This window comes from Bdellovibrio sp. KM01 (assembly GCF_013752535.1).
In the GTDB taxonomy this organism is placed as follows: Bacteria; Bdellovibrionota; Bdellovibrionia; order Bdellovibrionales; family Bdellovibrionaceae; genus Bdellovibrio.
Genome location: NZ_CP058348.1, coordinates 3,307,378 through 3,327,226, shown reverse-complemented (window position 1 = coordinate 3,327,226; position 19,849 = coordinate 3,307,378). Strand labels below are relative to the sequence as shown.

Annotated in this window: 21 protein-coding genes and 1 tRNA gene; 10 read left to right on the top strand and 12 right to left on the bottom strand. The window is 41.9% G+C overall.

Annotated elements, in window-relative coordinates; genetic code table 11:
• Nucleotides 1–4: 4 nt before the first annotated feature.
• The 4 genes from gcvH (at nt 5) to HW988_RS15935 (ending at nt 2,560) form a co-directional block, all read left to right on the top strand.
• The gene (gene gcvH, locus HW988_RS15950) at nt 5–394 is read left to right on the top strand and encodes a glycine cleavage system protein GcvH (RefSeq protein WP_142701441.1); all 390 of its coding nucleotides are present in this window, start codon (nt 5–7) and stop codon (nt 392–394) included.
• A 58-nt stretch (nt 395–452) separates the two neighbouring features.
• Nucleotides 453–535 (top strand) — tRNA-Leu (locus HW988_RS15945).
• 200 nt (nt 536–735) lie between these two features.
• Nucleotides 736–927 (top strand): hypothetical protein, encoded by a 192-nt coding sequence (locus HW988_RS15940; RefSeq protein WP_181605160.1) that lies wholly within the window; start codon nt 736–738, stop codon nt 925–927.
• Nucleotides 881–2,560, top strand: coding sequence for a recombinase family protein (locus tag HW988_RS15935; protein WP_181605159.1), 1,680 nt, complete (start codon nt 881–883; stop codon nt 2,558–2,560). Before HW988_RS15940 ends, HW988_RS15935 begins: the two co-directional genes overlap by 47 nt.
• A 418-nt stretch (nt 2,561–2,978) precedes the next feature.
• Here the strand turns inward: HW988_RS15935 and HW988_RS15930 are convergent, their stop codons facing one another.
• The 4 genes from HW988_RS15930 to HW988_RS15915 all read right to left on the bottom strand — a co-directional run bounded on the left by HW988_RS15930 (nt 2,979) and on the right by HW988_RS15915 (nt 6,400).
• A complete protein-coding gene (locus HW988_RS15930; RefSeq protein ID WP_181605158.1) occupies nt 2,979–3,512 on the bottom strand; it encodes a hypothetical protein in 534 nt (177 codons plus the stop codon).
• A 45-nt stretch (nt 3,513–3,557) separates the two neighbouring features.
• Entirely contained in the window at nt 3,558–5,825 is a 2,268-nt protein-coding gene (locus HW988_RS15925) for a restriction endonuclease (RefSeq protein WP_181605157.1), read from the bottom strand.
• A 102-nt stretch (nt 5,826–5,927) separates the two neighbouring features.
• Nucleotides 5,928–6,074, bottom strand: a complete 147-nt coding sequence (locus HW988_RS15920) for a hypothetical protein (RefSeq protein ID WP_181605156.1) — start codon at nt 6,072–6,074, stop codon at nt 5,928–5,930.
• Nucleotides 6,075–6,115: 41 nt separating this feature from the next.
• Nucleotides 6,116–6,400 (bottom strand): hypothetical protein, encoded by a 285-nt coding sequence (locus HW988_RS15915; RefSeq protein ID WP_181605155.1) that lies wholly within the window; start codon nt 6,398–6,400, stop codon nt 6,116–6,118.
• Nucleotides 6,401–6,500: 100 nt separating this feature from the next.
• Here HW988_RS15915 and HW988_RS15910 point away from each other — a divergent pair, with 100 nt between their 5' ends.
• Nucleotides 6,501–7,139 (top strand): hypothetical protein, encoded by a 639-nt coding sequence (locus HW988_RS15910; RefSeq protein ID WP_181605154.1) that lies wholly within the window; start codon nt 6,501–6,503, stop codon nt 7,137–7,139.
• 27 nt (nt 7,140–7,166) lie between these two features.
• Here HW988_RS15910 and HW988_RS15905 read toward each other — a convergent pair whose 3' ends face one another.
• Complete coding sequence (locus HW988_RS15905) at nt 7,167–9,908, bottom strand: hypothetical protein (RefSeq protein WP_181605153.1); 2,742 nt, start codon at nt 9,906–9,908, stop codon at nt 7,167–7,169.
• A gap of 127 nt (nt 9,909–10,035) precedes the next feature.
• Here HW988_RS15905 and HW988_RS15900 point away from each other — a divergent pair, with 127 nt between their 5' ends.
• Nucleotides 10,036–10,659 carry a hypothetical protein gene (locus tag HW988_RS15900; RefSeq protein ID WP_181605152.1) on the top strand — a complete coding sequence of 208 codons (624 nt, stop codon included), beginning with the start codon at nt 10,036–10,038 and terminating at the stop codon, nt 10,657–10,659.
• A 29-nt stretch (nt 10,660–10,688) separates the two neighbouring features.
• Here the strand turns inward: HW988_RS15900 and HW988_RS15895 are convergent, their stop codons facing one another.
• The 6 genes from HW988_RS15895 to HW988_RS15870 form a co-directional block, all read right to left on the bottom strand.
• Nucleotides 10,689–11,231 carry a hypothetical protein gene (locus HW988_RS15895; protein WP_181605151.1) on the bottom strand — a complete coding sequence of 181 codons (543 nt, stop codon included), beginning with the start codon at nt 11,229–11,231 and terminating at the stop codon, nt 10,689–10,691.
• A 1-nt stretch (nt 11,232) separates the two neighbouring features.
• Entirely contained in the window at nt 11,233–12,738 is a 1,506-nt protein-coding gene (locus HW988_RS15890; RefSeq protein ID WP_181605150.1) for an RCC1 domain-containing protein, read from the bottom strand.
• A gap of 107 nt (nt 12,739–12,845) precedes the next feature.
• The gene (locus tag HW988_RS15885; RefSeq protein ID WP_181605149.1) at nt 12,846–13,193 is read right to left on the bottom strand and encodes a helix-turn-helix domain-containing protein; all 348 of its coding nucleotides are present in this window, start codon (nt 13,191–13,193) and stop codon (nt 12,846–12,848) included.
• A gap of 75 nt (nt 13,194–13,268) precedes the next feature.
• Nucleotides 13,269–15,455, bottom strand: a complete 2,187-nt coding sequence (locus HW988_RS15880; protein WP_181605148.1) for an AAA family ATPase — start codon at nt 15,453–15,455, stop codon at nt 13,269–13,271.
• Entirely contained in the window at nt 15,448–16,404 is a 957-nt protein-coding gene (locus tag HW988_RS15875; RefSeq protein WP_181605147.1) for a hypothetical protein, read from the bottom strand. The genes HW988_RS15880 and HW988_RS15875 overlap by 8 nt, the downstream gene beginning before the upstream one ends.
• Nucleotides 16,401–16,742: a hypothetical protein gene (locus HW988_RS15870; RefSeq protein WP_181605146.1), complete on the bottom strand. Its 342-nt coding sequence runs from the start codon at nt 16,740–16,742 to the stop codon at nt 16,401–16,403. Before HW988_RS15870 ends, HW988_RS15875 begins: the two co-directional genes overlap by 4 nt.
• A 569-nt stretch (nt 16,743–17,311) precedes the next feature.
• On the opposite strand from HW988_RS15870, the gene HW988_RS15865 reads away from it, so the two are divergent.
• From HW988_RS15865 to HW988_RS15855, 3 genes are read left to right on the top strand one after another with little or no spacing between them, the layout of a single operon-like run.
• Complete coding sequence (locus tag HW988_RS15865) at nt 17,312–17,623, top strand: hypothetical protein (RefSeq protein WP_181605145.1); 312 nt, start codon at nt 17,312–17,314, stop codon at nt 17,621–17,623.
• Between the two features lie 43 nt (nt 17,624–17,666).
• A complete protein-coding gene (locus HW988_RS15860) occupies nt 17,667–17,957 on the top strand; it encodes a BrnT family toxin (RefSeq protein ID WP_181605144.1) in 291 nt (96 codons plus the stop codon).
• Nucleotides 17,944–18,198 (top strand): CopG family antitoxin, encoded by a 255-nt coding sequence (locus tag HW988_RS15855; RefSeq protein WP_181605143.1) that lies wholly within the window; start codon nt 17,944–17,946, stop codon nt 18,196–18,198. Before HW988_RS15860 ends, HW988_RS15855 begins: the two co-directional genes overlap by 14 nt.
• A 21-nt stretch (nt 18,199–18,219) precedes the next feature.
• On the opposite strand, the gene HW988_RS15850 is transcribed toward HW988_RS15855, so the two are convergent.
• Entirely contained in the window at nt 18,220–19,086 is an 867-nt protein-coding gene (locus HW988_RS15850) for a 50S ribosomal protein L11 methyltransferase (RefSeq protein WP_181605142.1), read from the bottom strand.
• Between the two features lie 174 nt (nt 19,087–19,260).
• On the opposite strand from HW988_RS15850, the gene HW988_RS15845 reads away from it, so the two are divergent.
• Nucleotides 19,261–19,788 (top strand): hypothetical protein, encoded by a 528-nt coding sequence (locus HW988_RS15845; RefSeq protein WP_181605141.1) that lies wholly within the window; start codon nt 19,261–19,263, stop codon nt 19,786–19,788.
• Nucleotides 19,789–19,849: the final 61 nt, after the last annotated feature.

Genomic DNA, 19,849 nt, shown 5'->3' with positions numbered 1-19,849 from the left:
TCAGATGCCATTTCATATTCCTGAAGACTATTACTACACTAAAGAACACGAATGGGCTCAAGTAGACGAGAACATCGTAACTGTTGGTATCACTGAGTTCGCGCAAGATTCATTGGGCGAGATCGTTTACGTTGAACTTCCAGAAGAAGGTCAAAAAATCACTCAAGGCCAAACTTTCGGCGTTGTTGAGTCCGTAAAAGCCGTTTCTGACCTTTACGCGCCAGTTTCTGGCACTGTAATCGAAGTAAACGCGTCTTTGGGCGACGATCCATCTGTTTTGAACGACGATCCAGTGAACGAAGGCTGGTTGGTTCGTATCGAAATGGATACTGAAAAGGAGCTCGCAAACTTGATGCGCGCCCCTGATTACAAAAAATTGATCGCTGAGAAATAATTTTTATTGATTTAGCGACAACAGTTCGCTAAATCTTTGTTTCCGCTAAAACGGTGTTGCCCCGCTGGTGAAATTGGCAGACACGCTAGACTTAGGATCTAGTGCGCAAGCGTGGGGGTTCAAGTCCCTCGCGGGGCACCAAATCTAAAACTAATCGACACAATTTAAACTCCGGAGAGGTCTCTCCCGGATGTCGGTTCCCTGGATAACTTTTAAACACATACGACAATTTTTACCGCTTTTTGCTAACGCAAACAGGGGTATTTCTGCATTTCAATGCCTTCTCTTGATAGCCAATCTTGGTAAAGAACTTTTGGAATCTTATCCAGAAGGAGCTTTCTGTGACATCGAAGAAGCGTGGACCCAAGGCCAAGCCGTACAGAATCATCGTATTAAAATCAAAAGTACCGATTTCGGAGCTGGAAATTGCCCGGGTCGAAAAAATTCTTCACACGATCTTGGTAAATGCCCAGGAGGAGGTTGCTAATGACAGCAAAACTTTCTTTAGCAGTATATTGCAGAGTGTCGTCTGATGAACAAAGAACTGGTGGAAACATCCACCGCCAAATTGAACAGGCAGGTATCGAACTTAAAAGGCTAGGTGTTTTTGATGGTGGCAAAGGTGTCCTGTATTCGAGATCCTCGGGATCATCCCTTGCAGATCAGTACTTTATTGACGAAGCATACAACCTTGAAGAAATCCGCGAAGGAACGGCATTCTTTCACCTGTTGCAACTTTGCAAAGATGGCAGCGTGAATGCCATCTATGTAGACAATATCGATCGTATCTTTAGAGCCCGATCTCACAGTGTGCGTGGTCAGATCATGGATTTGATTGAGGAGCACGAAGTACAAATCCTTACTCCGACTGGCCCTGTAAATAGCGGACTTGTTCTGCAGTTCATGTCTGCAATTGGTGCAGAGGATAAAAAGCAGACCCTAAGAAAGTTGCATATTGGTAAGAAGTTTAAAGTTCAAAACAATGGTCGCCCTCCTAATGGCAGAGCTTTTTGGGGTTACGACTTTGATAAAAGTCAAAACGCCTGGAGTATTGTTCCAAGCGAGGCTCAGGCGATTAGATGGGCGGTGGCGATGGCGTCAGGCCAGGTGACCGCTGATATGCCTACGTCGATGAAATTGGTGGTAGAGAAGAATACATTTGGGGTGTCGGATAAGGACGTTATTTCAGCTTTGGAGCTTGCTGGGGTTAATCTACTAGAATACTTCAAAAGGAATAATTTTAGGATAGCAGCACTGAAGAATCCTCAAGGTCGCCTTCCGCGCAATTGGCTGACAAATATTTACCGTGACGATCGCTACACCGGACGCCACGTCTATCATCTTAAACAGGTCACTGAAGTAGGCAAAAAAGGAAGCTCAAAACAAGAAAGGGAGGCTATCGCTATTGAAATTCCTCCTATAGTGTCTTCTGAAGAATGGGCTCTCGCAAAGCAGGCAAGACTGGGAAGAGCCTGTGTAACTCCTCGTCATGCGGTGCAGGAGTATCTTCTACAGGGACATGCTTATTGTGGTTCTTGTGGCGCAAAGATGGGAGTTCGAGCGAGGCACAATGATTTTTACAAAAGCTCAACTAAGTCCATCGAAAAAAACGTTGCAAAATACTACGTATGTCAGTCAAAGCAAACCGCTGGTCGGGTTGCTTGTGATCACCGAAAGCATCACGGTAGCGATGCTGTTGATAAGTTAGTCTGGGAAAGAATTGAGATGTATCTCAAGACAGACGTTATTGATCGTATTCATCAAAAGAAAAAGTCCACCGAACTGCTCCAATCTGAAATAAATCAGCTTAAAGCGGACCTGCAGTTTTTGCATGTGGACTACAAAAAATTAGATATTGAAAGAAATAACTTTGTTTCCTTATTGGGTAGAGGTGTCCTATCCGAGGAAGATTGGATGACACAGAAGAATCGCCTCGAGGTCGAAAAGAAAAAGTTGGATAAAGCAGTCAAGCAAGTGCAAGAGTGTATTAGAATTCAACAAAAGAAAGTTGTCGCAGCTCATGAAAGAATTAACCCCTTAGATAAAGTTAAGACTTTTGTTTGCGAAGATATGAGTTTTGAAAATAAGAAATCGATTGTATATGCTTTGCTTGAAAGAGTTGTAATTTACCCTGACCAACGCGTTGAGGTTTTATTGAAGTCATAGAATGTATTTTCTGGTTAAAGAATATTTTTGCCGGATATTAGAAATTGCCAGTGTTTGGAGCTTTTAATGCGGCATCGACATCTAGGATGAATATTTGGTCTTTCAATTAAAAACAATATTTTGTTAGTAGATGGCAGTAGATGTGCAATCGAAGTCGTGTTGGACAATCCTGCCATTCATATCTACGAACACGTCATCTCTAACGCTCCTTAGGGTTCTTTCACCTGCACGCTTCATTCGATCAAGAATCCGAAGTATGCGCATAAAAATACAAGAAAGAAGTAGATGACTGCTAGCAATCCCGCAATAAGGGAAGACATGAACAGCGTCCACCCAAAACCGCCATTCTCTTTATATACCTTGGGAAATGAAAGCGCGAAAACACCTAAGAAAAATAGCAGTTCGTATCGGTGCATGATTAAACGTCCTCATTAGATATATCTGAGCTTCTTTCCCAGATTGGTGGATATTTTACTTTAGTAATCAGCTCATGGAGCGCCAAGGAGGCGAGATGAACTTCTTTGCACGCATTATGGATTGTTTCCGGAGTAATTTCACTAATTGATGTCTTTAAAGTTTGTCGTGCGGATGCAATCGCAAGTTTATAGCTCCCTGTCTCAGGGTCATATGCTATTCCATTGTGTACAAATTTATTCCTCAACGATTGTGCAGACTTTATCTTGGAAATCACATCCTTGAAGCTTTTGAGATGATGGTAATGTTGCGAGTGCCGTTCGCAGAGCGTTCCCAAAATATCTAGCCTTTGTGGGAAACTTGAGTGCGCTGTTAAAATAAACGGAATTGGGTCCGTTAGATCCTCGAAACCAGCGAGTTTTCCAATTGAAAAATTCAATGCTGTTTCGAGTGATTCCCAAAGGGCACTGAGACGACCAATTTCGATTAAAAAGCTGTCAGGGACAGGCCAATTGGTTTTATAGGAAGTATTTTTCATGTGTTCTCTCGTAAAAAAGTGTGATTTTTAGATACAAAGAATACTTTAAGTAAATTTCAAGTCTTCAAATAGTTCTTCTATAGATTGTTCATCTGTCTTTATGTTCCCGTGTCCGCTTCGTTTTTCCAATTGAAAGCTTCGGTTGGAAGGAGTCATTAGTTCTTTCATTCTGAGAAGATCTTTAAGTTCAGCCAGGTCAATGGTATCAACTATTTCTGCCGTGTCTGAGGCGTTGAATGATACGTAATCATAATGTTGTAGCCAGTCTTCTATAGTCTCGCGAATTTTGATTAGCAACTCCGTGTCGTCATGACGGTCGCTTGGAGAAAGCGAGTCAGTTTCTATTAGTTGAGTCCTGAAATCTTGTTTCCAGTAAAAAATAATAACGGATTTGATCTCCTCTTTTACTTGGCGTAATATTTTTATATCGATCACAGTAGCTAACTCAATGGCAGTTTGGTGCAGATCCCATTCAAGAAGTTCAGCGTGTCGTGTGAGGTATTCCTCTATCAATTCTTTTAAGGCAAATACGTTTAAATCTGAGTATAGTCTTTTAAAGTGTGGCAAAACGTAGCCAGGGTCGACTTGAAGTATATCATCTGAATTATCAATTAATTTCTCGACATAGTTTTTTAGGTCACTTTGATTGACTTTGCGTTTCAGCTTTTCATCTGCCCAGGCAATTATAAATTCAGCATCGAAGTGGCCATCATCTTTAAGGATCGCTGCCCATATAGTGTTCACTACCTGTTCTACTTTATCGCTAGAGATTAGATTTCTTTCTCGTAGACCTAACAATGAAGTGAATGAGTGGGCGTTAGCAATCGAGAGATAGTAGCGTTCTATATACGGGAGAATCGCCATTCTTTTCAGAATAAAATCTGCAACGGAAGGATTTATCGCAGAATGAAAAGTAGCTTTTGTATATTGATCGGTCTTCAACATCGAGTTGATGAGCACCTTCAATTGCACCTCAAACGCGGTGTTAATATTTCCTCTCGTAGGTAAAGGGTAGTTGCTAATGAAAGTCTCGTACGCCTGTTTTAAATTCAGCGAGTGCATCTTATGACCGTTTGCTATCACCAAAATCACAAGTAATCTCTCGTGGTCATTGAGTTGGGTGTCGAATAGATTTGCCCACACTTCTTCGGGGTTGTTCAAAGTTTGCTCAACCCAAGGAAAATAGGATTCTTCGCTGGTGAGGCTTTTATCAACATAGTTCACTACGTGGTTCATAATGCGAGGACTATAGTTCTTATGATTGACTATATTTTTATATTTTTTGTCTTTTAGTATCTCTTGCTTATACAAATCAGTAAGAGAACTATGCCACAGAATATTGTATAAAATATTTGCTCTATCCACCGTTGAGTGGTTCTTCATTAAATAGTGGTACTTTTCCTGATCTAACGTTCTCAATTTATCACTTAGTCGGTAACCGGCGTTGAGAATATTTACTCGCGATGTAAGAATAAATCGCTTGGCCGCTGTGCTACGTTCAATTCGCTTAATAAATTCGATAATGGCTGAGTCGTGTCTCCCCTCAAGTGCATCGAAGTAGTTACTTCCTAGGAAATCGTCGAAGTAGAATATCTGTTCTCGATCTGCAGCAAAGAGTTTATCTGCTTCTCTTAGATCATATTGAATTAGACAAAATTGAAATTTATTTGCGACATACTCAAGGCAAAGTTGTTCCGCCAGAGTAGTCTTGCCGCTGCCTGGTTCTCCAGAGATGATTAGTACTTTATTTTTCTCTAGTTGGCTGAGTGCCTTTTTATGATGCTCGGTCGGGTGGTAGTACCTTAGTTGGTCTTTGATCGAGATTAATTTTTCTGAAGAACGCTCGTGGATATCTTTGTAAAGCACATGTGAAAGTACATCTGTGGCCGCTAACCATAGTTTGTAATGTTGCCTGGCTATATCCGGATAATCTTGGAGCAGTTGATTAAGCTCATAAAGACCAAGTACGTTGTCCGCGTTCTTCATGTAACTTTTGAATACTGAAAAAATGGCGTTCTTTTGTGTTCTGGTGAGTTTTTGGCTGGTCACTACGTAGTATTGTTTGGGAGATAGCTTTTTTACTTTGGGTAGTTCTACTTCTTCAAGTTCCTTCAAGAGCTGATTGAAGGTTGAGTTGTTCCAGTGTTTACATTGGAAAACAACTTCCATACCATCTGACGTAAAGAATCTTCCATCTACTCCTTTGTCTTTGCCCTTCTTAAATCTTGTAATATGCCTGCCAAATTTTTTGGAAAGGAGATCTAAGCTGAGAAATTCAAATTCTTTGTCGTGAAGTTCTTGAAAGCTATACATAGCACCTCTGAAATCTAAGGACACACCTTGTAGAATTTCAAATCGTCCGTAACAATCCAAACGTTTTTTATATTCAAGACTAACGTATTAACACAACCGTGTTTATTGATAAGCCTTCAGCTGTTCTGTTAACTCGGAATCCATCTCAGTTAAAATTAAATAGTCCTCCCAGAGCTCAAGCTCAATTGCAATTAACCGCAGTGTCCGGATTTCGGTAAGATCTTTTTGTATCAAGTCGTAGCTTTTCACATTTGCCTCCGACTGAGTTTGGCTGCAGGAGTTGTGCCCACTCAATTTGTGAAGGTTGGCGTTGTTGTTAGAGTTAGAGACTGTGGCGGCAGCAGTGAGTATTCGATTAACTGAACTGCCCAAATTGATATTTCTCTTCCTTGAAGAGCACTTTCAAAGTGATGGAATCCGCGTCCAGCGATATTCTGAATCGTTGTTTCATCATTTGGTGATTCTTCGATTGCCTTTAAAAGCGCCTCCTTTGAAATCGCCTTCCAGTTATTTCCGGACTTTTCCCAAATAGACAATTGGGGTTTAGGTAACAGGGATTGTTTTCGTCGTGTCATTGGTCACCTGATTGATCGGTATATAGTTGCTTTTTCCCACTGTGTAAATTATATGTAAATCAAGAACTAATAAAAAGTTAACTTTGATGGTGGATGTCAAATGAACGAACTTCAACGTTTGGAGATGTTGGATACAATACTATGGTTACATTCGAGAGACGTCCTGACGGCTATCGCCTCAAAAGGTTTTCTTAACTGGCAATTTTACGGTTTGCCAGAGGAAGAGCGTGCTAGGACTTTTAAAACCAATGTGGCAAACAATATCTTGTATCGGAACAATGAGGCGATGATTACGGCAGGAACTGTCTCGATATCAGAGCACCTTCAAGATATCCTAAAACAAAGGAAAAGGACGGGACTTCTGGCATTGCCTTTTCCTGAAGAAGATGTGGAGGAGCTACGCAAACATCGTCATGTCCTATCGCATTCTGCGAATGTTGCATTTAGAGATCCTGCAGTTCAAAAATTTTACGAGGAAGGAAGACACTGGAAGGATTTTTCTGCGAAGAGGATTTGGAGAGTGCGCGAGGCTTTATTGAAATATCTAACAGCTTTAGGTTCTAATAGGGATGTCTCACTCCCAAATGATGTTGTTGTTCAATTGGGAACTTGCCAATTTATTCAGTCGGCCCTCGCCATCTCCTACTTGGACGGTGTCGCTCCACCGCCAATGTCAGAAGTTGCACCTCTAGTTTATCAGTATTTTGAGAAATTTAATGAGGCACTCAAGGTCCCGTAGAACCCTAGTGCCTTTTCTTATTTTAGTTTATGTTTTATTTCCTTTTAGCGGTAGAATTGCTTGTGCGCCCTTAGAATTTTCCTCATGAGCGATGGATAATTCTTCTTTAAGTGACAAAACATTGGAATTAACTACGGCAAGTCCCGTCATTACCTTTTGGGTGTTTTCCTTTTGGAATGCCAAGTTCTGTTCCTGATGAGCATCCGCTTGTTGTTCCAATTTTGCCAGTTTTTCTTGTAGTTGTTGGTTTAACAACTCTGCTTCCGTTTTATAGTTTAGATCTTTAATGCGTCTGAGTGTTGGATAGTGCTTCTCGCAAGCAGCAATATAGTCGGAATAAATTTGTGTGGTACTTGATCCGTCTTTTCTGTCCAATGTGTGACCCGCAACGATGGCTTGGATTTGCGCAGTATCATGACCATTATAAAACTTCTCAATTGCGCGAATTAGGACGTTTCTGTAGCGGTGAGTTGTGAGAGCTTTGTTTGATGTCTTTCCGTTTTTTAAATCTTCAAAATTCACATTTGAGCCAAACCACTCACAGCTAATGCATTTAATTTCAGCTGCATAGGTGGAAACATGACGTTTGAAAAGCTTTTCACCGTTTTTGATATTAAATACTGCAAGATATTTGTAGATGAACTCATCCCCTAGGGTACTCAGAGGCACAAGGTATGAAACGTCATACTTTCTGCTATCTCCTGCTTGTTGGAGAACGAGCGCTGTAGTCTCACCTAAAAATTTGTCAATATAGGTTGTCGGGTAAATACACCCGGCAATACCATCCATTGAAATTGGCTTCTTCTCAAAGAAAACCAGGTTGTCACTTTCTGAACGAAAGCGTAGGCAACCGAATGCTTGAAGTGCATAGGCAGTGTATTTATCAAGCGTTCTCTTATCGTCAGGGCTAAAGCTTAAGTAGTCTTTATCTAAAATGCCCCCTTCTCTGAAGTTGCCGAAGGAGTCTTTAACTGCACCTAATCTGCGATTGCCGCATTTTGGGCCATGTGCAATTTCCATAAGATTTTCATAAATCTGTGCATAGAGGTCCGCATGAGCTTTGCTTTTGGATGCTGATCTGGTTCCTTCCCGCGCTTTTGTATCCAGAAGAGCAATTTTGTTAAAATCTTGTGATACTATTTCGAAGAATGATTTCCATGAACATTCGAGGGACGTAAAGACCGGTTTGTAGCGAAGCAGATCTAAGTTTTCGAGATGTTTGTTGCCGCAATAGTCAATGGCATCCAAGCAGGCAGTTTCAAACTCTGCGTAGGACTCATCGGAAAAAACTTTCCATTTATTCTTTTGAGATGCGAATTCAACCAAAGCAGAAGCAAGACCTTTGAGTCCTCTTAACTGCCCTAGGTTTCTTTCTTCTTTTGCTCCTAGTGCGGCTGCAGCAATAAAATCAGAAGGACGGATGTCTGTGAATGATGTGACGCCACGGCGGTGAAGTTGTCCAAGGAGAAGGCGATACAAATCTAGTTGTCTTTTAACTCCCTTTAATTCGGGATCGTGTAGACGTAGTACATTTTCAATGTGACGTTGGAACCATTCCTTTTCTTCCGGGGTAAGTTCGTGAATCGCAGCTCGCTGGTGTTTTTCAAAGAAACCTGGAACTGAAAAATCGTATTCTTCACCCAGCCAGTTAAAGAAGGGTTTAAAGCGGGATACGTCAGCGTCTGAAATTTTGCCTTCAGCGTTCAATTTTACGATCTTCTCCAGGCCCACGGTCGACTTTAATTCATCCGCTGTCGTAATCTGAGCCAATTTGATGGCCTTGCGTGCTTGGGAGATGATTACGATTCCCTTGCGGCCTTCAAATCCTGCCAGCGTAAACTTTTTTAAGATGTCTTCGATTTCGGGATTGAAAGTCGAATGTTTGGTGCTTCTTGTTCTAATTGGATTCGAGCTGCGTTCGAAGATAAGACTGGCGAGACCACGGATTTTTGAAATATCAGATGCGTGATAGATATGTGGTTCCTTCGATTTTAGCCAGGCATTGAAATCTTGTAAGTTTTCATTTTTGAGGAACATCACTTTGATGTTCCACTCCTCCTTAAGCTTTCGTAGTCCGTTTTTAACATCGGATGAGTAGGTTTCTTTTAAGAACGGAAGATAAATGCATTTTAGTGCATGCATGGTTTGATTTAAAGACTGGGCAGACAACAGCTGAGTTAGTGCTGGTCTAAACGATTCAATCGTCAAAGAAGAAAGTTCCTCGTTAGTATGTGCTAATGGCATGATCGATTTGCGATACTCACGTTGTCTGTATCTAATTGCATCCAGCACTTCTGTGACAGTGTAACCCTCCGGAAGTGGATGCAAAGCGATCGATTTTTTCAGCTCATGCTCGCTTAAAAGTGACGTGTGCCCCACTTTTCTGTCTTGAATGGAGACATATAGTTCTTGGAACCATTGTCCTTTGAAGCGATTCGTCTGTTTCATTTTGAATCGTCCTTTGCCTTTGCCATTAATTTCAATAGGTTGAACCTGTTTTAATACTTCCTCTTTATTATAACAACACTCTGCAGCATTATCAATATATTGGAGAGGTAATGGGCGACGAAATTCTTGAAATTTGTTGATATTGGAATCTGCAAGTTGTTGATCTTGCAATGAAATCTCATTGTGAGACATCTTTGGCAAGGCTGGGATATCAGAACTCATGTCATCTTGAATGTTGTGTGCGTCGCCGTGGCTGATCGCAGGTGCTGGAGATCTGAAGTTCGATAGTTTTAGGGTCATTTCTGTTTTGGACTTTTTCATGTTGTAGTCCTCCTTTAAAAGCCCTTTACCAACTTCAACTCTCTTTTTTTTCTTCCAACCAACTTTTTTTTTTGGACTAGCCTTCGATCATCTTGCTTACCTATTCGTGCACTTTAGAATCTAAACAATGAATAGTTTCAATAAAGCAGTTGGTATTTCGATCGTAGCCTTGGTTGCCTTTTGTATAATTTGTGGATTTGCGTACAGTTGGTGTTTGAGCGACATGTCGAACTTTGGACAGTTCGTGGGTGGCATAGCGGGTGCGGTGGCCTTGGGGTTGGTGGCTTATGGACTAATGCTCCAGCAGTACCAAATTTCTCAGCAAAATGATTCATTAAGGGATACTACCGAAACTCAATTTTTCAATCTGCTTTATGGTACGCTGGTGCAGCGTTCGAACGACTTCTACTGTCTTGACAACGGAATCGAACATAAGGGAATTGTCGCACTTGAAATACTTTGCGAAAACTACAAAGCCCATCAAAGTATTGCTAATATCCAAAAGCTAAAGAATCAAAGCTCGTCAGTTGAAGCATTTATCCGGTGCTTTTACCAGGTTATTAACTTCACCTTGAGTGTGAAAGATCATAAGCGGTTTGTGCTACTAAATGAACTGGTGCTCCATCAATACAAGAAGTATATGACTGATTTGATAAAAATTGGAGCCACGAATCTAGCTATTGATGACGAGCTAATTACAAAACTTGGTAGCGCTTTTACAAAAGTTTCTGAAAGATTAGCTGAAGAATAGAAGCCTTCATTTTGTGTCGCATCGGTAATTTATTTGCCGTTTGTGAAAAAGTCCCTGACGGGTTTCCAAACTTCATCATTGTTGCATGTGACCTTAGGTGTCTCCAGGTTTTCGGAGTAATCTATATAAATCTTGTCGTAATTCTTCCATTCATTGATGGAGTCTTCAATAGGAGTGAAGATTTCTTTCAAGAGCTTAATTAATGCCATCACAAAATAGTATCCCATGCCAACTAGAAGAACTATCTCTCCAGCAGAGAGAATCAGTATTCCTCCTTGCGTGGTTTTTAGCCAACCTAATGAAACCTCCCAGATGATTAGCCCAATTAGAACTCCGACGAAACGAATAAATGCCGTTCCAGAATCTATTGATCTAGGTTTTTTTAAAGTAGCATCCAGAGTTGTGCGCGTCGTTCTGTAGGTGAACTCTGGGAGGTCCATTTGTTTGAGAGCTTCTTTAAAGGCAATGAATTTAGGATGTACCCACTTGTTTTCTGCTCCGCAGTCCGGACAATTTGCTGCTGAGTATGCGATTTGTTTTTTACAAACAGAACATTCAATAAGACTTATCATGTTAGTTACCCTTTACTACCAGGATTGCTGTTGTTTCTGAAGAAGAGGTTCCGTTGCCAAGTTGGGTATAGTCATTTGCGCCACTGCATTTTACTCGATTGTCATCCATAATTGCACATGAGTGAGAAGATCCTCTTGCGATCATCAATACTTTTTCACCACCGAAGGCAGTAACTGGTGATGGCTGGTTCGTGTTATTTCCGATTCCGAGCTCTCCTGAGTAGTTCCAGCCAGCACATTTGGAAGTTTTATCGGAGTAAATCGCACAAGTTCCGAAATCTCCGGTAGTGATTGAACTAGGTGTTGCAAATCCCGAAATCACAACAGCTGTGCCTCGGTATGTGTTTGTGCCGTCCCCCAGTTGGTAGTAAGTATTCATTCCGATGCATTTTACCGAACCGGAATCCAGCAGCGCACAAGTGTGTGTGGCAGATCCCGAGATACTTATAGCACCTTGAAGATCTGAAATTTCAATTGGTGTCGTTCTATAACTGGTGCTTGAGCCTAGATCTCCGTATCCTAAGTAACCCGTGCATTTGACCTTTTTATCTGCAAACAATGCGCAGATGTTTCCCGTGCCAAATGTGACGGATTTAGCTCCGAAGAAGCTAGGAATTATCGTTGGGGTGTTACGATCCGCTAAATCCCCAAGACCCAAAGAGCCCGTGTTATTTGCGCCCGCACATTTGACAGTCCCATCTTCAAATGTTGCGCATGTTCTGAAAGAACCTGTAAAGATAGCTTTCGCCCCGTTGAATTGTGGAACTTCAACGGGGGAGAGTCTTTGGGTTGTGTCGCTCAGTCCCAATTCGCCATAGAGATTCCGACCGGCACATTTTACTTTTCCATCAGACATAATTGCGCATATGTGTCCGCTATATGAAATGCTAGTTGCTCCGGCGAGCTCTGTTATTTCGGTTGGAGAGGTTAAATTTTGAGTCGTGCCCTGTCCAAAGTAACCAGATCCAAAGCACTTCACTTTGCTATCTACTGTTAATACGCAACTACCATTTCCACTGGAAAAAACTTCTTTAGCTTTTAAATAGGCAACCTCACATGTTGCACCGTTTTTCTCATAAGTCGAATCGCAAGTAAGAGCGGCAGTGATTTTAGCAATTCCACTTTGTGAGCTCTGATCGAAGTGCTCACCTTCAGCGACGGAAACTACGGCTTTACCATTAACTGCACCTGTAATGGCAATATCAATACTTCCAGCAGGTGATTTGTAGGTCTTCTTTGTCGCAGAAGCAAGGCCAGGGCATTTTGATGTATCCACGGGTACGTTGGTAGACACTTCGATACAGCTGGTAATGCCATTTGGTGGTACATCAAGAGTGCCGTCGCCAACGTTTAGTGCAGGCGTGGTGTAAGTGTACGTGCCCACATATTTTGGTGCAATAGCCCCGCTTGGCGATGAGAAACCACCTCCACCAGAACTTGAGAGACATCCGGTCAGCAGATGTGAGCCTGCGAGAACCATAGATACAGTCATGCTTTTCATACTCATTGTTTGCTCCATTCCCGAAACGACGTGAGTTGGGTAATGTTCTCTGTATTTTTCGACAGTCTAGTAAACAATGTTTAGGAGATTCCGGAATCCCGGAACGAATCATATCACTTCGTTGAATTTCTTAGATGGACCTTCTTTATGCTTATGCGTACGAGCCCTTCAAACATGTCAGTTTCTTCAAAAAGTTCCGAAATTGAACCGACCTCCTTGGTAGTTTGCACCTCTCCAAGTAATAGTCGCGAAAAGTCTATTCCCAATCCCTGTGCCAGACGGAATACTGCATGAAGATCACGAGGAGTATTTCCGGCAGTCCAATCGGAGGCGACGGAAACGCTGACCCCCGCCATTTGAGCTACCATCTTTAAAGTCAGCTGCCGTTCCTTCATGATACCGGACAGTATTTTACCAAAAGGCACTTCCTTGCGCCGGGTTTGCTGGATTGTCTTTTTCATAGTTCGCCATTATGAGACTCAACTTGAGTCAGTTTAAGCTTATTCCGACATGTCGTAGAGATACGGAAAGTCGTATTAGACGATCGAAATTGTCTTCGTTGGGGGATGCCTAGAGGCAATTATCTCCTTGCACTCGCGGATTAATCTCTCCTGATCGGTACCGTAAAAGTTTAAAATTTTGAAACAAATGTCAGCAATGTCAGCTCCAGTCAGTGCATATTGAGAAAGCTGAAGAATACTTTCTTCTGGGAGAGTCTGGGCATATTCTCGCCAGATTTGTTCTCGTACAGGCTGTGATGGAAGAGTGAACTCAAGGTGAAACAGGAATCGTCTTTTGAACGCTGGGTCTAACAAATCGTGCCTGTTTGTAGCGGCAATTACGACTCCGGGATAGGCGTCAAATCTAGAAAGTAGCTCATTGGCTAAACTTAGTTCGTGAGTTCTTTTCGCGAAGTCTCGAGTGATGAAAAGACTTTCTACTTCATCTAGGAACAAGACCTGGGGGTTTGCTTCGCTATACTCAAAGTGCCTCTTAACATTTCGTTCACTACCTCCAACATACATGCTTAATATGTCGGAAGGTGTGATTACCTTCAAATCCATCTTGAGATCTTCTGCCATCGAGGTTGCCAGTGCTGTCTTTCCTAACCCTGGAGCACCTGTGAAAAGCATCTTGATTCCCTTAGGGAAAAGCTTTGGATTTTCTTGAAACTTTAAAAGTCCATAGTTAACGGGCTTTAGTTGGTCTTGAAAGCTTTGCTCAAAGGATAGCTTTGTTGAAGAGATCTTCTTTCCTCTTAGTTTCTCAACTTCATCCTCGGAAAGAAAAAAGGAAGCTCTTTGGATAAAGCTTTCTTTTAGGTTCTCATACGACTTGATTCCCGGTTGTGCTGACGCAACCAAGAAGATACTGTCGTAGTAACCTGGAGAAAGGTCAAATTTACTAAGCTCCTTGATTTCATTGGCGGAAAGATAGAAACCATTTTCTCTGGCCATCTTTGATAGAACTGAAGCTTTCTTGTCTGCACTCAGGTCATTGAATTCAACCACATAAGACATGCGTCTGTCTATTCCGTATGGCAAAGAGAAATTGCTTGTAAAGATAGCTATGCCTTCAAATTCTTCAAATAGAATTCTGGCCCAGCCAGACGACTGTTCCTCATCCATGCTGTATCTAAATAGTTGTTCCGCTTCATCAAAGAAAAGGATGTAGTTTTGCGACTTAGCTTGCTCGCAATAAAAGCGTAAATATGTTGGGGCAATTTCACCCCATGATGCATTTACTGATATGCGCAGGAGCTTTTTTCCCAAATGTCTTGCAATTCCGTGTGCGAGTGTTGTTTTTCCAACTCCCGATGGACCCTTAAAAAGGAAAGTCAGCGGACGCTTTTTGTAAGCCCTTGAATGGAAGTCGCACAAATTAATAATATCTTTGCGAACTCTTTCATCCAAAACTAGATCGTCAATAGAATGTTCCGGACTGATTTCATCTGAACCTTTCCTTCCGGTAGTTGGGGGCTTATTAAATGTGCGTCTGGAATAGTCAGAAAGAACTAAGGTCACTTCCTCCCAACTTGAAACTTGGTTAAGGTGGGTCAATATAATCCTGTTCGCAAACAAATAGGAGGAGCACGTAAGTTCTTTGTCCAAAACATCTGTTGAATAGAGGCTGCCGAGGAAGAGGCCTACACGTTCGATACTCAGACTGTCATTGCGGTGGTTTCTTTTAACTTTAGTTCTGGGAAAGCCCAGGCCGCAATAATTCAGATGAAGGATGTAAATGTCCCACTGTATCTTTGACTGTAGCAAGGCTTCTGGATCGATTCTGAGTCGCATTTTCGAATCATATGGTTCAAGAAGCTCATCGATTGTTTTAAGACTTTTCTGACAAAGATAGATTGTTTTCTTAATCAACAGATTTACAACGTCCAGGTCCTCACTAGCAAAGAAGTCGTCACGCATAAGGAAGTCTGTTCCTCGGGTGTAAGGAAGTTGGCGATTATCTTCGAATACTGCTAGATACTTGAAATTTTGATCTTTTGAGATTTGGGCTAGCGCTGCTCTGATGACAATTCTCAAATGCTCCAAACCGATGTAATGGTGAACATCCATAGAGTCGATCGTGGGTAAATGGAATAGGTTCTGAGCAGATAAGAATACTTTGTATAAGCCCTTGTTGTATTCGTTCGCAATTGCGCTTTCAGGAACGTCTTCTGGCGTGTCCATATGGATATTTTCCCAGTAGTTTTCTGAATCATTCATTGTTTGCTCCTTTCGTGAAACACTCGACTCTCATCTCTAAATTTTCCTTGAGTGATTGAGATAGCGATATTGCCTTAACAATAGATTTCTTTCCCGCGTTAGCAGATTTGACGATCTCATCAATCATCGCCAATTCGGACTTGATGTGTTCTATGAACGCACTAATATCAGCGAAATCTGAGCTACGCTTTGACAAATCTGGAGCTAGTAAGCTAGCGACGGAAACTGCAATTCGAAGGTGGTTAACCGTACAAGTGATGTACTTCTTGCCCACGTGAAATTCTTTGAAGTATTCGGGAAGACAAGATGAGTTACGAACCACGAATATACCGACTGAAGCGCCACGGTTCTGAATGGACTCCATAAGTATTTCATCAATTTTCCCAGCTGAAATCTTGCTATTAAGGTCCTTCGCTTCAATTGAGATTAGGCAAGATGTCAGCTCGTCTTTATAAGTAAAGTCACCTTTCTTGCTGCTGGAAAGGCCAGGATACAATCCCACCGCTTCAACTTCGCCATTTCTTAAACTTGCAAGGTCCGCCAGAATTGCGTGGACTTCATCCTCGAAAGTTAGTCCTTTCAAAGTGGTTCTGTCAGCTAAAGCTTCAGCTGTATCTTTGGCCACTTCATTTAGCTGTACTTTGTTTTTAAATTCTAAAATGTTGAACGTAATCTCTTCTTTGAAGTTTTTGAGTAGCTCCTCATTGGAGTCAATTAAGTTGCTTGAGAGGCCTTCGATCCACTCTTTCGTAAGCCTCTCCCAGTAGTCAAAGTCTCCGCGATTTTGACCAACTTTAATGGAAACCCAACCAACTTCGATGAGGCTAGATAAGGCTGCAGTCCGCTCGTCATCGTTTAAGCTGGCAAAGTGCGTTGAGATTTCCCGGCTATAGCTGGATTTTAATGTGAAATCTGAAGCTTGTAGCTCACCGTTATTCACGTTAATCATACGCGCTCCGCAACTTGCTTAATTGCTAACCGAACTGTGTTTTCAGTCGCAGTTCCACAGATTTCATGAACTTCTGTTTCATAAAGGTAGAATTGAAACATTGGAACTTTGGTAACCGCGAAGCTCTCAATTATATCTTCCGTAACGAGTACTACTTGATCGCAGACTTCTTCGATCCAATGATTTTGTGTCCAATACTTTGTGCATAGATTCGATAGATCAAGGAAGCAAATTACCTTATGGGGATTTCCTTCAAACAAACTGCAAAATAGATCTACAGGATCTTTGATATATGCGGCATATGGATCTGCTTCGGAATTAAATTGTACGACTTTCATAAAACCTCCGTTGATCGGACGTAATGAAAATCTCGTGCCGGATAATGCTTGCTAACTTTCTTGGCGACAGATAAGGTCTATCGTAAGAGCAACTGAGCTCAAATGCCTCATCCTTAACTATTTGAATTCACTGGAGTTTAAATTGTGTCGGATTTGATGGGTGGGGCACCAAATCTTTCTTCTCTGATCGAAGAATAATCAAAGCTGACTTAACTGGTCGGCTTTTTTTATTTGTGCGGTTGATTTGGTACCGCCTGCTCGGGACTGTCGGTCGGCGGACCGCCTTTGCGGTCCTTCTTCCTCCATGCTCCACACTAAAACAGTCCCCCGGACTGTTTTAGCGCGGGCACAACCTCTTGGGGCTTTACCGTCTTCGTTCTTTTGGGACCTCGCTCTTGTCAGAGCTCGACTGGCTTGTTGCCTTTGGCAACTCGCTTCTTGGCTTCCGCCTTTGGCGGGATCGCTTTCTTTTTCTTTCCGAATTTCGCCAGTTAATTTCGTCGGTCTATTGCTGACTACTTTTTCGTTCTTGGACTATTCCCTGCAGTGTGCTTTGCTGGGAGGTTCCTGTGATACGAATCAAAAAACTTACTGCGGCAATTGATGAACATTTCGAAGGGATGGCACCCTCGGTGCTTGATAAAAATGCTGCTCTCTTTGAGTGCTCCGTTATGGATATGTATCAAGTAACGAAGATTCAAAAGACTCGCATTGAGTTAACACATCTTTTTAATGGCAAAGTTTTATATCCCGTCGTTGTTGATTGCAAAATACTGCACCATTTACGTCGAAAAGACACCTTTCTCATTTGTCTAGGACTTAAAGGTGCTCAGTGGCATGTAATATATATGAGTCCTCCTTACGGTACCGAAAATGTATAACTTACATGTATTTACATTTTTGTATTTACAAGGTAGGATGTAGATGACCAAAATTCATGGTTTTGACTGGGATCACGGGAATATCGGTAAAGTTCAGAAGCATGGATTAACCATCAAGGAAATAGAGTTCTTCCTTGAAAGAAATCCACGTCTTTATTCCGATGTAGAGAACTCAACCAGTGAAACTCGTTTTTTTGCATTCGATCGGTTCGGCAACAGAATCTTATTTGTCGTTTTCACAATTCGAGCAATCGATGGAGTTTTAAAATTCAGAATTATATCAGCTCGCTATGCTCATAAGAAAGAATGGGAGAGGTTCAATGGCAAAATCTAAAAAGAAGAAGTCAGACTCTGACCCGCTTGATAGAGATATGTCTTTCCTTTTAAAAGAAAAGGGGAAGTGGGTTCGTTTGAATGAGCTTTTCCAGCTTCAAAAGAAAAACAAAACTATCACTTTGAGAGTTAGCGACGATTTACTTAAGGCAGTAAAGAAAATTGCCAAAGATGATGACATTGACTATCAAAAGCTCATTAGAAATATCCTAATCGAATACGTTTCCAAAAAAGCTTCCTAATTTACCTTCGGTTTCTGCTGCCTAGATCACGATCAGCTTCATCTCGTCGTCGTTTAGGCAGAAGTGTAGGTGATCTGTTTGTAGGTTTGTTTTGTAGAAAAATTGGGTGGACCAGTGGCGGTTTTCGGAGAGCAGACCAAAAGGGGCTGCTTGCATTTCGGTTTGGCCGTCGTAGATTTTGTAGGTTACTTCGATGGCGTCTATTCCGATGAGATCGGGGTTTGTTTCTTGGTGGTCGAAGGAGTTGTTGACCAAGCTCTCCATTGAGGTTTTTGGCAGGAAATAGGTTTTGTTGGGGAAGCCTGGGTTGTTGTTGTTTCTTAGGGCGGGGTGCACTTGTCCTAACAACTGAGTCATTTCTGTTAGTTCTATTCCGGCGAATTTTAGTTCTTGTCTTAAAGCGTGCCCTTGGACAGTTTGGTAAGTCAGTTGGATGCCTTCTGGGACGTAGATGGCATCTGGTTTCATGAAGCGTTTTGCGTCTCTAAGTGAGTGGATCACGTCTTCGGCGAAGGGGTCTGAGGCGAATAGTTCGTGAAGGACCATGTCTACTTTTGGAATCGCGTCCGTAGGAATGTCGGTTGAGAATCCTTGGATGAGTGTGATTCTGTCTCGCATGCCCATGCGGTTTATAAGAAGTTCGGCGGCCTTGGCTAACAGCGGATTGGCCTCACAGCAGAAGACTTTTTTGGCTCCGTGGCGAATTGCCAGCACTGACATCAAGCCGCTGCCGGCGCCGATTTCTAAAACTACTTTGTCTTTGCAGTTATTCTTGATGATCGTTTCATAAAAATGATTTCTTTCATGATCAATCAACATATCGTAGTGCCAGGCATGAACCGGGCTTAAAGAAGGCTGGGGTTTCGGAGAAGTCTCTTTTTCGCTCATAGAATTACCTTAAACCTGAGGTCGCTCCGAGGCAAGTAAGTCATATGGCATTGGGGATGTGCTGACGACGTATCTATATTTTAGAAGATAGCCGTCTAATCGTTTTGATATACAGTACTGTGGTTTTTCCCTAAAAGGAATGTGATTAAGCGCACTTTCTTTTTAGGAGTTATTATGAAAAGCGTATTTAAAAGTCTTTTAGTCATTTATTTGTTCGTTGGATCTGTAGCGCAGGCTGGTGAGCTTAACGGACCGGGACTTCGCGATGAATTGACGAAAGTTCTAGGTCCTGCTGCAATCCAAAAAGTTTTGAAAGACTCTAAGGACTACAGCTCTCCTATCGGTAAATTGATCGTTAAAAATGACTATGTCGATGGTCGCAATGCCAACGGCACTATCAATCTTCCTCTTTCCCCAAAAGACATCCGAATCACTTTGATCGACGGCGAAGATCAATTTGGCGTTTACTGTGACGAGGGATTCTGCAGTAATGGTAAATATGGAATCTTCTTCGTGACGATCGCATCTCAAATGGGCGTTCATAAAGCAGCCTCATTCGACTCGGTTAAGTTCTTGGTTCGAGTTGAATTAACAAACTCATTCCCGAAAACTGAAGATGGCTGGGACGATTCAAAAGGCAAAACGACAATCGAGGCGACTTTCATAAAGGAAGTTAAAATCGATATCTATAGCGCCGAATAGTCGTCTTGTAAAAAAAAGCAGTTGTTATGAATCCTTCGAAGCTTCTATGTTTCGAAGGATT